Raw genomic sequence first — 14347 nt, forward strand, 5'->3', positions numbered from 1 at the left:
ACGGTTTCAGGAAATTATGCGCAACTTCATATACAGCCTCTTTTTCAACGACCGGCGCGAATTCAGTTTGGTCGATCTTTTTGTAGTGCTTTGCCTTGTTTCCCTGCTCTATGCCGGGGTACAGCTTGCCGCATACGCTCCCGAATATATAGCAGCACCGACCATTTCTGATTCCCCCTCAGCGCTGCCGGTTTATGCATTCTTCTCAATCATGAGGATGTTTGCAGCCTACGCACTGTCGGTACTCTTCACTCTTGTTTACGGCAGAGTTGCAGCATACAACAAAAAAGCCGAAAAATTTCTAATCCCCGTTCTCGATGTACTCCAAAGTGTTCCAATACTTTCATTTTTACCCGTGGTTGTCCTTAGCCTAACGGCTGTACTTCCGCAGGGAATTGCAGTTGAGGCAGGTTCAATTATCCTGATCTTCACTTCGCAGGCATGGAACATGACTTTTGCCTGGTACCAGTCGCTCACCACAATTCCGAAAGATCTGCAGGAAGCGGCGGAAATAAACAAACTGAACAGGTGGCAACGGTTTCGAAATCTTGAGTTTCCCTTTGGAACAATCAGCTTTATCTGGAACAGTATGATGAGTTGGGCGGGGGGCTGGTTTTTCCTGATGGCTGCCGAGATATTCACCGTGGGAGACAAAGATTTTCGACTTCCGGGTCTGGGTTCCTTCCTGCACGAAGCATCCGACAAGGGAAACTATACGGCAATTATGTATGGAGTAGTGACACTTATCCTGATAATCGTTATTCTCGATCAGGTGATATGGCGTCCCCTTCTTGCGTGGTCGGATAAATTCAAGTTTGAAATGACAACGGGCGATGATCCTCCCGGTTCATGGTTCTATTCTGTAATTGTAAATTCCAACATTGTTTACTCGATAAAAGAGAATATTCTTTTCCCGATTGGAAGGAAAATAGACCTCTTTTTTTCGCGGCGAAGCAAACCCGTAGTCCCGGTTGAACACTCAAAAGCCTCTGATCTTGCCGCAAAGATTGCAGTTTATTTTACAGGCGGAATTATTTTGATCGGTCTGGCAGGAGCGGGAGTGATGCTGGTCGAAGTCGGTCCGGCTGACTGGCTGGAAATTCTATTGGGTGTCTTCGCTACATTTCTCAGGGTATGTGCAGCATTGCTGATAGCTTTTATGTGGACGATACCTGTAGGGGTTTTAATTGCGACAAACAAAAAAGTGGCAAGGTTTTTACAACCAATGGTGCAGATTTTTGCGTCCATTCCCGCAACTGCCCTTTTCCCCGTGGTTTTGATGTTCGTCATTACACTTCCTTTTGGTGTAAATCTTGCGTCAATTCTTCTTATGTTAATGGGAACGCAGTGGTATCTTCTCTTTAATATCATCGCAGGTGCATCGGCGATTCCGCAGGATTTAAAATATACCGCGCGGCTCCTGCATCTTGGGCAGATAAAAAAATGGAAAACCCTGATACTTCCGGCACTTTTCCCTTATTTAATTACAGGTGCAATTGCAGCGGGAGGTGGTGCCTGGAACGCAAGTGTGGTTGCAGAGTTTGTAACCTTTAGCGGTAACACGGTTTCAACAATTGGCATCGGTTCTTCGATAGCTAAAGCAACAGCGGAGGGGAATTTCCCTAAACTGCTCGCATCGACACTCGTTATGGTAATAACCGTGGTTTTGATCAACAGATTTTTTTGGCGCCGTCTTTACCATCTGGCTGAAGACAGGTTCAAGTTGGAGTAGTATGAGCACGATGAAAAAAAACGCATCCCTGGTTGATGTAAAAAAAGTCAGCCAAATCTATGGCAAAGATCAAAAGAAATTTACTGCCCTTTCGGATATAGAGTTGAAGATCAATCCGGGTGAGTTTGTTGCTCTGGTGGGACCCTCAGGTTGCGGCAAGAGCACACTGCTGAGGATAATAACAGGACTCCAGAAAGCCTCAGAGGGCTCCGTCCTCTACAACGGTGAGAAGCTCGAAGGGGTAAATCCAAACGCAACAATTGTATTCCAGACTTTCGCTCTTTTCCCCTGGTTCAATGTGATCGAGAATGTGGAACTGGCGCTCGCCAACCGTGACATCCCCGCTAAAATGAAAACCGCAAGAGCAATTGAAGCGATTGACAGAGTGGGAATGGACGGTTATGAAATGGCGTACCCGAGAGAGCTTTCGGGAGGAATGAGGCAGAAAGTCGGATTTGCCAGAGCGATAGTTGCCGAACCGGAGCTCCTCTGTCTCGACGAACCTTTTTCAGCGCTCGATGTATTAAGCGCCGAGACACTTCGTGGTGAACTTCTTGAGCTTTGGACCGAGGGAAAACTCCCCACTCAGGCGATTTTAATGGTTACACACAATATCGAAGAGGCTGTTTTAATGGCAGACCGGATTGTTGTGATGGATAAAAATCCCGGTCAGATCATCAACGAAATGGTCGTGTCGATGGCACATCCCCGGAACAGGAAAAATGCCGAATTTCAGCACATGGTGGATCAGGTCTATTCAGTTCTTGCGGGACAGACACAACCCGAGTACCTCGAGTATGGTACCGCACCCGGTGAGCCCGGTATCACCCGTAAGCTGCCGAACATTCCGCTGGCAAACATCTCCTCCATTCTCGAAAATCTGATCGATATGCCGGGTAAAAACTCGGATATCTACAAACTGGCGGATGAACTCGGACTTGAATCAGATGAACTTCTCGAAGTTACCGAGGCAGCGGAGCTGCTTGGCTTTGTTACTATCACATCAGGGGATATTTCCGTTACACCTCTCGGTGAAACCTACGCAGAAGCGTCAATCACCGCAAGAAAAGAGATATTTGCCTCGAGAGTAAAACGGATTCCAATCTTCAAGTGGCTCCTGAACATGTTGAAGCGGGCTGCAAATCATGAGATTGAGAGAAATATTCTACTTTCAGCTCTCGAACTCGAGTTTTTACCGCAGGAGGCTGAAGACCAGATTGACATCCTGATGAACTGGGGCAGATACGCCGAGATTTTTGTTTACGACGATCAAACCGAAAGCATCTTCCTGGAAAACTGAACAATGCAGTAATGCAGTAATCCAATAATGCAATAATTTCTGTTGTCAGGGATAAAAAGGTTTGACGGGAGAGGGGAGATAGTTGGAGGGGGTTTGCTGTTTGAGAAATTTATATATTTGAAAACTGGACATTTAAGATTGAGTTCAATGCGAGTATTCGTGTTAATGGTCATCCTCACCATCGTTGGATGCAAGGCAGATACTGCACCTGCAGAAAAAATTGAGATATCCTCAAAAGATAAAATCCCGGCGGGAAGTGTCGCCCCTGCAGTTTTGAAGGATACAATTCTCCTCCTCAAAGCCGGGGAGACGGAGATAAAAATAAAATTTTATAATTTCGGTTCCGTTTCCCGTAAGGTTTTTATAAATCTTCATGACGACGAGAACACTTCAGTTGATGCAACGAAAAAGTTGATTTCTGAGACGGATGACCCTTTCCTCGAGGTGCAGGCACAAGGAGAGAGAAAGATCGCGTTCCGGATAAACAAGAAAAAATACAGGTTTGATCCCAACAGAATATTTACCCCAGCCGGCATAGAGAAAACACTCAAAGCCAATGGCAAATCCTCCCCTGAGGCAGTAGAAGCAACATCTCTTTTTGCTGAAAGCATCACCTGTCTTTTGGCAAAATATGATACAATAGTTGCGGTTCACAACAATAAAAGAGGTTATTCCCTCAAAGATTATTTGAAAGGGGGCTCCTTGGTGAGGGATGCAGATGAGGTGTTCCAAAATCCGAAGATGAGTCCGCATGATTTTTTCTTTGTGGTTGACCGTTCAGATTTCGAACTGATTAAAGGGAAGGGGATAAATGTTGTTCTTCAGGCGGCAGCAACAGTCACCGATGACGGTTCTCTCTCGGTTTATTGTCAGCAAAAGAAAATCAGATACCTGAATTGTGAGGCTTTGGAGGGAAATCTGAAGGAGCAGACGAGGATGCTGAGGGAAGTGTTTAAATAGGGAAGTTAAACGATAAGTTGAAAATTTTTGTTTCTATTATATATCCAATATTGTTAAATGCAGAAGAATAGAAATGAAAACAGATAAAAATAAAACACTGATAGTTGTGGGTGCGGGTTTTGCCGGACTCCAGCTCGTAAAATCGCTTAAAAATTCACCGGTCAGAATTGTGCTGATCGACAAAAGCAACCACCACCTTTTCCAGCCACTTCTGTACCAGGTTGCTGTAAGTGCCCTTTCACCCGCCGACATTTCGGCACCAATTCGTACCATCTTAAAGAGGCAGAAGAATGTTGAGGTTATCCTTGGAGAAGTGACTGACATCGACAAATCAAACAAGTCGGTTACTGTTGACGGTCAAAAGGTAAATTTCGATTTCCTCGTCCTTGCCCCCGGTTCCCGGCATTCCTATTTCGGGAAGGATAACTGGGAGGAGAATGCCCCCGGACTCAAAACCCTCAAGGATGCGCTTAATATCAGGGAAAACATGCTTGTTTCTTTTGAAGAAGCTGAAAACGAGGCTTTTTTAACGGGGAGAAACATTCCCGTAAAATTTGTTGTGATCGGGGGAGGTCCTACCGGAGTTGAGATTGCAGGTTCTTTGGCGGAGATTGCCACAAAGACCCTCCGGAACGATTTTAGAAATATCGACACCCGTCAGACCAAAATAATACTCGTTGAAGGTTCGGGGAGGCTGCTTGGAGCATACGACTCCCCGTTAAACGAAAAAGCTGCCGAAAACCTCAGGAACATGGGGGTGGAAGTGCGGCTTAACACCATGGTAACCAATATTGATGAGAAAGGCGTGACGCTGGGTGACGAGAGAATAGAAACGCACAATATCATCTGGGCGGCAGGAAATACTGCCTCTCCTCTGATAAAAACTCTCGGAACCGAAACAGACAGAATGGGGAGGGCGATGGTGCGGGAAAACTGCAGCATAAAAGAGAGCGAAGATATATTTGTAATTGGCGATGCTGCAAACTTCATCGAAAACGGTCAGTCTCTCCCCGGTATTGCACCCGTGGCAATGCAGCAGGGAAGGTATATCGGCAAATTGATAAAAAACAGACTCGAAAACAGGACTGTTCCGGGCTTTGTTTATTCCAACAAAGGAAGCATGGCAACAATCGGAAGAGCAAAAGCAATTTTTCAGGCGGGCAACATCAAACTCTCGGGATTTATAGCCTGGGTTTTATGGGCATTTATTCATATTATGTATCTTATCGGCTTCCGTAACCGCTACCGTGTAATGGCAGAATGGGTGTGGTATTACATTTCTTTTAAGCCTGGCGCGAGACTTATAACGGGGGAACCAAGGAAAATGCACTAATATTAAATCAATGTTCATTTAAAGTTTTGAGGCTTATGGAGAAGTGATGTATTGCCTGATGCCTTAGAACTGACCTCGAGATTTAATTCATCACATGGCTTTGATCAGATCAGCAAAAGCATCAATTCTGATCACTTCTCCCGGCTCAATCAAAAAAGGCAGCAGATCCTCCCTTAGATTCCCTGTATCAAGTAATTGACACCTGGAAAGGAGTCGGCTCTTCAGCCCGTCGAGATTTGAAATACCGGCTTTTGCATTAAGATAATTAAAATCCGGCTCTGTTTTCGCAAAGAGGTAGGTTGCATCGTAGAAATCCCGGCCTTTTAGTGTTTTCCTGTTAAGAATAGCCCACAACTTCTGCGAAAGCAGTACCCCTGGTGGAGCAATCTTGATTCTCTGGAAAACATCGAACTTATTCAGTAGAAAATAGTCTGGTTTGTAGGGGATAATTTGTTCCTCTGTATCAAGCTGAATAAGAATCTTTTCCGATTCATACCCGGAAAGATCGAGATCAAACAGTAATCCCGGGAATCTGAAATAGCATCTGAAAGCATTTCTGCTTACTATTTTAATCTCGACTGAATAGCCTTCATCCGAGAACATTTCCACAATCAGATCAGATATCTCTCCAAACTCATCCAAACTCAGACCGAAGTTGTCAAGATCGATATCCTCGGAGAATCGTTTGGTACCATGCGCAATCCTGATCGCGGTTCCGCCTATGAAGCAGAGCTTATCGGCGTAGTTACTGCTGAATACAACAGCCAGTATCCTGTACTGCAGATATTCCCTCAAGATGTGTCGTTTGAACTGAACTTCTTTTCCTGAATAGAATGAACTTATCGCTTCCAGGCTTATCATCTAACAATCCTTTCGAGTTTCCTGAACCGTCGGGTTATTGCAGGGGAATCGATGTACTTGAGCCAGGCGGTGATCTTCTTAAAATTAATTCCGGCAAACTCGTCACAGTTTATTCGTAACTCTTCAAGCTTACCCTGATCCTCAAGTCCGGGATTGAGATAAAGAAAATCGAGAATTGCCTTTTCGGGAGTAGCGATCCGTATGGCGGTGTTTCTGTAAACTTTCAGGTCGTAACCGAACATAAGAGCGGGCTTAACCTTCCTGTAGATATAAAGGCCGGATTCAGATTCGAACCGTGTGGTTTTCTTTGAGCTCACCGAAGTTATGGCAAAGGTTGTCTCGGGTATCAAACCGTGCAGACTTAAAGCACTCTCGAGTGAAATATACGAGGGGGCGTATAGCTTGTTCGCCACGAGGAAAAGCATCCACTCATCCGGCCGGTTCCCGCGGAATGTGAAGACATTCTTTGCCATTCGGCGGATGTATCCTTTTTTCTGCCACTCCACCAACCGGTGGTAGTAAATCTTTTCACCTAAACCGGCAAAGTCACCGGAAGTGAAAAGGGGATAATCAGAAAACGCAGTTCTAAATGATTGGTAATTCATAAACATTTCATTTTTATACTGTTTAAAGTACAAAAAAGAAACTAAATCAACTAAATAAATTTGATGAGAAAAAAACTATCCAAACATTTAATCACCCGTTAACGGAAAGGACGGTCAGGGGATCAGGTATTCCGGCAAATAAAAAGGGCACTTTCTTAAGCTTTTCAGAAAAAGATATATTCTTAAATTTAAATTTGGTTTTAGGATGTTTATCCAAAAGCAGACACTCACGGAATTCCTCTCTGTCAAATGGTAAACTCTGTCCGTCTGCATCCGATCAGCTAAAAACCATTATATTTGAAGTTTAATTTTAGCTTTTTGAGAGAATGACGAAAAAGAAAATAGTAATTATCGGTCCCGCATACCCTTACAGGGGAGGGAACTCATTGTTTGTTTCCAGTTTGTATGATGTGTTGAAAGATGATTTTGAAGTAAAGATATACAACTACAAACTTCTTTATCCTTCATTTCTTTTCCCGGGAACCACCCAGTTTGACAAGAGTGAAAAAAACATTAAAAAGGCACCAAACGAGAGACTGATAAACTCGATCAATCCTTTTAACTGGTTAAAGGTGGCGAAGAAACTGAGGGAAGAGGAAGCGGACCTTGTTGTTTTCGACTGGTGGCAACCGTTTTTTGGTCCTTGCCACAGGGTAATCTCTTCACGGATAAAGAATTTTTATAAGGGAAGAATTCTTTTTATAACCGAGAACTACATTTCGCACGAGGGGAGTTTTATCGATCATACACTCACAAAAATCGGTTTAAAAAACGCCGGAGCATTCCTGACACTCTCTGCCAAAGTTGAATCAGAACTTAAAAAGACTGCAGGTGCAAGAAAAATTTACAGGAGTGAACTACCTGTTTACGATTGTTATCAAAGTTCGGGTGGAGTAAGTTCCGGGGAGGCGAAAGTATCCTTCGGATTTTCAAGGGATTCCAAGGTAATCCTTTTCTTTGGATATGTACGCAAGTATAAGGGACTCGATCTTTTGCTCGATGCAATGCCCGGGATAATAGCTAAAGATCCCGGAATAAAACTCCTTGTTGCGGGAGAGTTTTATGATGAATTTGAGTTTTATAAAAACATAATAAATAAACGAGACATCAGTTCCTCCGTGTATATGATCAACAAGTTTATCTCGAATGAGGAAGTTTACAAATACTATGAGCCTGCCGACCTTGTGATCCTTCCCTACCGGAGCGGGACACAGTCGGGGATTCTTAATGTGGCGTACGGATTTTTGAAGCCGGTACTTGTTACGCGGGTTGGTGGTCTGGCAGAATTTGTTGATGAGGGAAAATCGGGCTATGTAATCGAACCCGATTCACCTGAAGCGATTGTTGATGGTGTGATAAAATTCTTTGAGGAGAGAGAAAAATTTGATTTCCCCGCCCACATTTCTGAAAAGGTCTCGGCGAATGGTTTCAACAACATGCCCGCTCTCTTTAAGCAGATAATAGAGGAACAGACCCGATGATTCTGAAACATGACTGCATCCACTTCCCCGGCGACAGACCCTGCAAATTCAACAAGCTGGAGGGGAGAATATGCACGAATTGTAACGATTATGAAAAATATGACCCGGGTGAAACGGGTTTCAGGATATTAATCATCAAGCTTGATGCTCTTGGGGATGTACTAAGAACAACCTCCATTCTCCCCGCGATAAAAAAAATATGGCCCGGATGCCGGATCACATGGGTAACAAAAAGAAATTCTGTTCCCGTTTTTAAGAATATTGACATGGTCGAGAGGGTTGTGGCATTTGAGGATACTGTTGAGGTATTAAAAATTGCCGAACAAAATTTTGATATTGTAATCCATCCTGATGCATCACCTCAAAGTGCTCCTCTTGCAACTGTTGTCGGCTCATTCTGTAAATACGGTTTTGAAACGGACAATACGGGGAAGGTCATTCCTTCTGACAGCAAGGCTAATGAGTGGTTTGAGATGGGAGCCTTCGATCACCTCAAAAAAGCAAATACCAAAACTTATCAGCAGATAATCCACGAAATTGCCGGTCTACCTTATGAAAAAGGGGAGATTCAGGTGATACTGGATGCCGGAGAGCTTGAACTTAAGCGACAATTCATCGAAAAACACGCATTGTACGAGGCAAAATATCTGCTGGGAATAAATGTTGGTGCATCGGGCAGATGGCAACTGAAGCAGTGGAGGATGGATGGTTTTGAGGAACTGATAAAATTCCTTTATGGTGTTGTCTCCGGAATTCAAATTCTTCTTTATGGCGGCAGGGAAGAAGAAGAGAGAATAAATGAGCTTACTGAAAAATTCCCTCAACTGATTTCGACAGGTACAAACAACGATCTCCGAACCTTTTTCGCACTTCTTGACATACCACAGGTTGTGATAACGGGTGATACGATGGCTCTGCATGCTGCCACAGCACTGAAGAAAAGGGTGATCTGCCTGTTTGGTCCCACTTCATACAATGAGATAGAGGATTACGGAAGGATAACGAAGATATACCCGCAGATGGATTGTCTTGTTTGCTACAAACCGTCGTGCGACTTCAAACCAAACTGTATGGAAATGATCTCCACGCAAATGGTTCTGGATGCTGTTCTTTCAGCCTTTGGACTTGGTCTCGCCTGACGACAGGTTAAAATCGCTCTATATCCGACACCCCGTCTATTTGATATATGCGAGTTTGATCGTTCCGCTGTTTTTCCCGCTTGTCAGTCTGGCAAAATAGATTCCCGAGGGGAGATCGCCGGGACGGAAATTAATTGTATGGAAGCCTGCCGCAAGATCCCTGTCAATCAAAACCGCCACTTCTTTTCCGTTTAGATTATAGACCTTCAAACTCGTTTTTCCGGGAGTGGTGAGAGTAAAAGAAATTCTGGTTTCGGGATTGAACGGATTCGGTTGATTCTGAAGCAGTTGGAAAACCACGGGTACGGAAGACTTGTCGTCGACCGAGACAGGTCCCGCCGGGAAAAACCAGTGGATCATATTCATCAGATTTGCACGCCACAACCCCCAACTGTGTCCTTCGGGAAATTCCTTCGTCCAGACAGTGTAGCCCTTTGATATCAGTGTATCCCTGAAACTTCTCATGTTGCCGTAGAGTGATTCATAAGTACCCCAGATTGCAAAATACTTTATATCCTTTTTCGGTGCTGAAATTATCGTGTTATAGATTTCATAATCGTTGGGCCAGAAAGCACCCGAATGCAAGCCGCAGTTCGCAAAGATATTGGGGTAGTTCCACGAAATTATTGCAGAAATGTTCCCTCCAAATGAGTCGCCGAGCACAAGTCTTTTATTTTTATCGGGAATGGTTTTGTAATTAGCATCGATAAAAGGAACCAGCTCAAGAGCAAAAAACGACATGTATTTGTTCCTGAGTGTCCCGGCATACTCATCATTTCTGTTGTTCGGTCTTACAAAGATTCCTATCACAGGTTCTATTTTCCCGCTGTCGATTGCATTGTCGAGAATTGTCGCTGCTTGAGCGAGGGAGAGGTAATCGGTGCCATCCTGAACATATATGGCAGGGTAGCGACGGGTCGAGGTTGAGTCGTATCCCGGTGGCAGATAGATGTAATAATTGAAAGAGGTACCTGTATTTGTGCTGTTGATGGAGTATGCAAGAAGCTCACCGGCAGGAAGTCCGGGTCTGCGTATAATTTCCCATGGTTGAACATATTCCGGCATTGCAAGTTCGGAGTTGGGACCGAATCCACCGGGGCACTGTTTCGGATTGAGGGGGTCGAGAATCCAGGTGCTTCCATTCACCACAATTTTATAATCGACGCGGGCATTCATTTCAAAGGAGCGGAAGTAGTAGAACAGATTGGTGTTCGTTATCCTGTTCATGGTAATGCTTGCCGACCAGGCAGTAAAATCACCCGCAAGCTGGATATAATTCGCATTTGAGTTGTAAAGAAACACCGCCATATTCCCCTCTTTAATGGGGATACCCGTGGTTCTGTTTGCATTCACAAAGCTGTCTGCCACAGCGATTTTCCGGACAGGGTCCTGAATTGTATTGATGTAGGAAAGGAAATTAAGAAAGCCCGACTGCGAAAAACCCGAGGGGATATGGAGCAGCAGTGCAAGGAGAAGATATTTAAGTTTCATCGGTTTTTGTTTTCATTTATTCACATTGCATCTGCGAATATATCTAAACCTGACCCAATAAAAAACCCCGATAACGATGGCTATCGGGGTTGGAGTTGGAATTTATTTGCTACTGTTTTTTCAGTGACATGTTAAATTTATAAGTGGTATCTGCGATCAGGGGGTAACTTTTGAATTTCAATTGAAGTTCACCATTTACTCTTCCTGTGGTCGAGTTTAGTTTTCCTTTAAATTCCCATTCATTTTCAGAAGCGGAACTGAAGACAATAAACAATGAATCGTTTCTTACCGAGCCCACGGGGTTAAGGGTTCTTGTAACAGTAACGGTGCTTGAGCCTGTTTTTCTGAAAAGGAGATAACCCTGTCCGGCGAGTGAGGCGTTGGTTCCCGAGCCGTTAAATGTAACGATTGCATACTCGAGTCCGCTTGCTGACTGAACCGAGTCTTTCCACGATGCCGCATAAGCTGATGGAGTATTGTCAACGGGTGGTGTAACCGGATTATCGTCTTTCGAGCAGCCGGCTAATATAAAAAGGGAAATGAGTGGAATAAAAAGGAACTTGCGCATTTGTAATACCTGTAATAATTGATTAAATTGATGTGCAAATATATGTTTTGGGTTCCAACCTGCAATGTGTTAAAACGCAAACCTTTTAAAAATATTTTTTTGTTGTAATTCAATAATTAACGAATTTTAAAGGGCATAAATATCAATTTAAACAAACACTCTCCTTCTATCTCTATGAAAAAAACAATTACCATCTTTCTTCTCCTGGTGTCCATCCTTTTTGCACAGGAAACATATAAAAAAGTTAAAATTTTCCCGTCTCAGACCGAAGGGTTCAGAGCAATTGCTCAATTGGCATTCGACCTTGAGGAAACATCGGTTGAAAAAGACGGAACCATCAGGATGTTCCTAAATTCAAAGGAATTTGGACAGCTTCAGTCATCCGGGCTGCAATATGAAGTATTGATTGAGGACTGGAACAGTTACTACAATTCACTTCCAAAACTGAAACCGGAGGAATCTGCTGCTTTTTTAAGTGAGAGCAGAGAGAGATATGGAGTTGAAGGATTCGGATTTGGATCGATGGGGGGATTTTACACTTTCCAGGAGGCGATAAATCAGCTTGACTCTCTTCATGCCAGATTCCCGAACCTGATAACGGCAAAATTTCAAATCGGGGAGACGGAAAACGGAAGACCGATCTGGGCAGCGAAGATAAGTGACAATCCAAACAGTAACGAGGATGAGCCGAGAGCACTTTTTGACGGGTTGATACACGCCCGTGAACCGATTTCGATGATGACGGTCTTGTATTACATGTACTATCTTTGCGAGAACTATGGTACAAATCCCGAGGTGACATATCTCGTGAATAACAGGGAAATATTTTTTGTTCCTGTTGTGAACCCTGACGGCTATGAATACAACCGCTCAACAAACCCAAACGGTGGAGGGTTTTGGAGGAAAAACAGGAGGAACAGCGGCAGCGGTAACTATGGTGTCGATCTGAACAGGAATTTTGGATTTATGTGGGGCTACGACAATACAGGTTCCAGTCCCGAACCATCATCTGAAACCTACAGAGGACCCTCGGCATTTTCAGAACCGGAGGTGGCTGCTATAAGAAATTTATCCATTCAGAAGAATTTCAGGACATACATCAATTTCCACTCTTATGCAAATGCGATGCTCTACCCGTGGGGATATATAAATCAGGTAACCCCTGACAATGCAATCTACAGCGACTTTTGCAGCTACATGTCGCAATATAACGGATTTGAGTACGGGAACGGGGGAACAATCCTCGGCTACAATTCGAACGGCAGTTCCCGTGACTGGTTTTACGGAGAGCAGACAACAAAGCCAAAATCGTTTGGCTATACCTTCGAGATTGGCGGGGATGCAGACGGTTTCTGGCCCGCACAAAGCAGAATTTTCCCACTTGTTCAACTGAACCTGAGACCCCTCCTTTTCAAGTCGTGGGTTGCAGGGGAGTTCGTTTCTTTGTTTGCCCCTCGATTTGATCGGCAATATTTCAATCCGGGGGAAACGGTAACAATGAGACCTGTTTTCAAGAACAGGGGCTTGTCTCCTGCAGCGGGAGTTTCGGTGGAGCTTGTGTCACTTTCGCAGGATATTTCAGTTGTGACCGGATCAACTGCGCTTGGCAATCTCGCTTCGATGGATACTGCGGTTGTTGCTCAACCGTTAAGTTTCTTTATCGGATGGAATGCCGGCAGCGGAGTCTCTCACAAAGTGATGATTAAAACTGTAAAAGAGAACACGGTAATGTCACAGGATACACTTTTGATAACTCTTGGGGTTCCAAATTACATTTTTCTTGATACTACCAGCAACCCTTTGACCAACTGGACAGTTACCGCCACACCGGGAACATCACCAAAGTGGGAGGCGACCACCACATCATTTGTTTCTTCCCCGGTGTCGTTTACCGACAGCAAAACGGGTAATTACATTGCGAGTGCAACGGTAACGATGACCACCACAAACCCCGTGAATTTGCAGGGAGTAAATAATCCTAAACTTGAGTTCTGGTTAAAATATGATATCGAATCCAATTACGATTATGCACAGGTGATGATTTCCACCAACGGAGGTTCCTCATTTACCGCTTTACAGGGGAAATATACCGAGATGAGCACAGGATCGTTCCAGCCGCCAAACCAGCCTGTGTATGACGGATCAAGGCTGAGCTGGGTTAAAGAGGAAGTTTCCCTTTTACCCTATGCAGGTCAGCAGGTTTTGCTGAGGTTCAGACTTGTAACCGATAACACACAACAAAAAGACGGTATCTACCTCGATGATATTGGTATAGTTGGCTATTCGGTTGTACCTGTTGAGCTTACATCCTTGACTGCATCCATCAATTCCAAAGGATTGCCAACCGTAAAGTGGGAAGTGGCATCAGAGTTGAACAACAAAGGTTTTGTTGTAGAAAGAAGAACGGGCGAAACAGGATGGGAGGAGAGAGGATTTGTGCCGGGAAGGGGGACAAGCCAGTCGCCCGCCTCATATGCGTTTGAGGACAACATAACCGGAGCCGTGCAGGGGATAATTTCATACAGGATAAAGCAGATCGATTTTGACGGCACTTCAACCATTTATGGACCGGTTGAAGTTGAGAGTGCAAATCCTGCAGAATATGCCCTTGGGCAGAATTACCCCAATCCTTTTAATCCGGTCACGAGAATAAGTTATACATTACCCGTAAGGAGCATGGTAAAACTCGAGGTCTTCGATGCGACGGGACAGACTAAAAAAGTTCTTGTATCGGGTGAAATGGAAGCAGGCTGGCATTTTATCGATTTTGAGGCTTCCGGTCTGACGAGTGGTGTTTATTTCTACCGGATTACAGCAGGCACCTTCTTGGAGACTAAAAAAATGTTAATTTTGAAGTAGTGATAGTAAAAATTAAAT

General features: G+C 44.2%; 11 protein-coding genes. 7 read left to right on the top strand and 4 right to left on the bottom strand.

The window, feature by feature from the left end:
- Positions 1 to 16: 16 nt before the first annotated feature.
- The 4 genes from J0L60_03985 (at position 17) to J0L60_04000 (ending at position 5325) form a co-directional block, all read left to right on the top strand.
- Positions 17 to 1732, top strand: a complete 1716-nt coding sequence (locus J0L60_03985; GenBank protein MBN8545274.1) for an ABC transporter permease subunit — start codon at positions 17 to 19, stop codon at positions 1730 to 1732.
- A gap of 1 nt (position 1733) precedes the next feature.
- A complete protein-coding gene (locus J0L60_03990; GenBank protein ID MBN8545275.1) occupies positions 1734 to 3032 on the top strand; it encodes an AAA-associated domain-containing protein in 1299 nt (432 codons plus the stop codon).
- Positions 3033 to 3179: 147 nt separating this feature from the next.
- Positions 3180 to 3992, top strand: a complete 813-nt coding sequence (locus J0L60_03995) for a protein tyrosine phosphatase (GenBank protein ID MBN8545276.1) — start codon at positions 3180 to 3182, stop codon at positions 3990 to 3992.
- 73 nt (positions 3993 to 4065) lie between these two features.
- Positions 4066 to 5325, top strand: coding sequence for an NAD(P)/FAD-dependent oxidoreductase (locus tag J0L60_04000; GenBank protein ID MBN8545277.1), 1260 nt, complete (start codon positions 4066 to 4068; stop codon positions 5323 to 5325).
- Positions 5326 to 5415: 90 nt separating this feature from the next.
- Here the strand turns inward: J0L60_04000 and J0L60_04005 are convergent, their stop codons facing one another.
- Together J0L60_04005 and J0L60_04010 are read right to left on the bottom strand one after the other, a co-directional pair.
- Entirely contained in the window at positions 5416 to 6186 is a 771-nt protein-coding gene (locus J0L60_04005) for a nucleotidyl transferase AbiEii/AbiGii toxin family protein (GenBank protein ID MBN8545278.1), read from the bottom strand.
- Entirely contained in the window at positions 6183 to 6791 is a 609-nt protein-coding gene (locus J0L60_04010; protein MBN8545279.1) for a hypothetical protein, read from the bottom strand. Before J0L60_04010 ends, J0L60_04005 begins: the two co-directional genes overlap by 4 nt.
- Positions 6792 to 7117: 326 nt before the next feature.
- On the opposite strand from J0L60_04010, the gene J0L60_04015 reads away from it, so the two are divergent.
- Both J0L60_04015 and J0L60_04020 read left to right on the top strand, forming a co-directional pair.
- Positions 7118 to 8272: a glycosyltransferase gene (locus J0L60_04015; protein ID MBN8545280.1), complete on the top strand. Its 1155-nt coding sequence runs from the start codon at positions 7118 to 7120 to the stop codon at positions 8270 to 8272.
- Positions 8269 to 9411, top strand: a complete 1143-nt coding sequence (locus tag J0L60_04020; GenBank protein ID MBN8545281.1) for a glycosyltransferase family 9 protein — start codon at positions 8269 to 8271, stop codon at positions 9409 to 9411. The genes J0L60_04015 and J0L60_04020 overlap by 4 nt, the downstream gene beginning before the upstream one ends.
- A 36-nt stretch (positions 9412 to 9447) precedes the next feature.
- Here J0L60_04020 and J0L60_04025 read toward each other — a convergent pair whose 3' ends face one another.
- On the bottom strand, positions 9448 to 10902 hold the full coding sequence (locus J0L60_04025) for a T9SS type A sorting domain-containing protein (protein ID MBN8545282.1): 1455 nt from the start codon (positions 10900 to 10902) through the stop codon (positions 9448 to 9450).
- A gap of 109 nt (positions 10903 to 11011) precedes the next feature.
- Positions 11012 to 11470 (bottom strand): hypothetical protein, encoded by a 459-nt coding sequence (locus J0L60_04030; protein ID MBN8545283.1) that lies wholly within the window; start codon positions 11468 to 11470, stop codon positions 11012 to 11014.
- A 174-nt stretch (positions 11471 to 11644) separates the two neighbouring features.
- Between J0L60_04030 and J0L60_04035 the strand changes: the two genes are divergently transcribed.
- A complete protein-coding gene (locus J0L60_04035) occupies positions 11645 to 14329 on the top strand; it encodes an immune inhibitor A (protein ID MBN8545284.1) in 2685 nt (894 codons plus the stop codon).
- Positions 14330 to 14347 lie beyond the last annotated feature (18 nt).

The organism is Ignavibacteria bacterium (assembly GCA_017302895.1).
Classification (GTDB): Bacteria; Bacteroidota; Ignavibacteria; order Ignavibacteriales; family Ignavibacteriaceae; genus UTCHB3.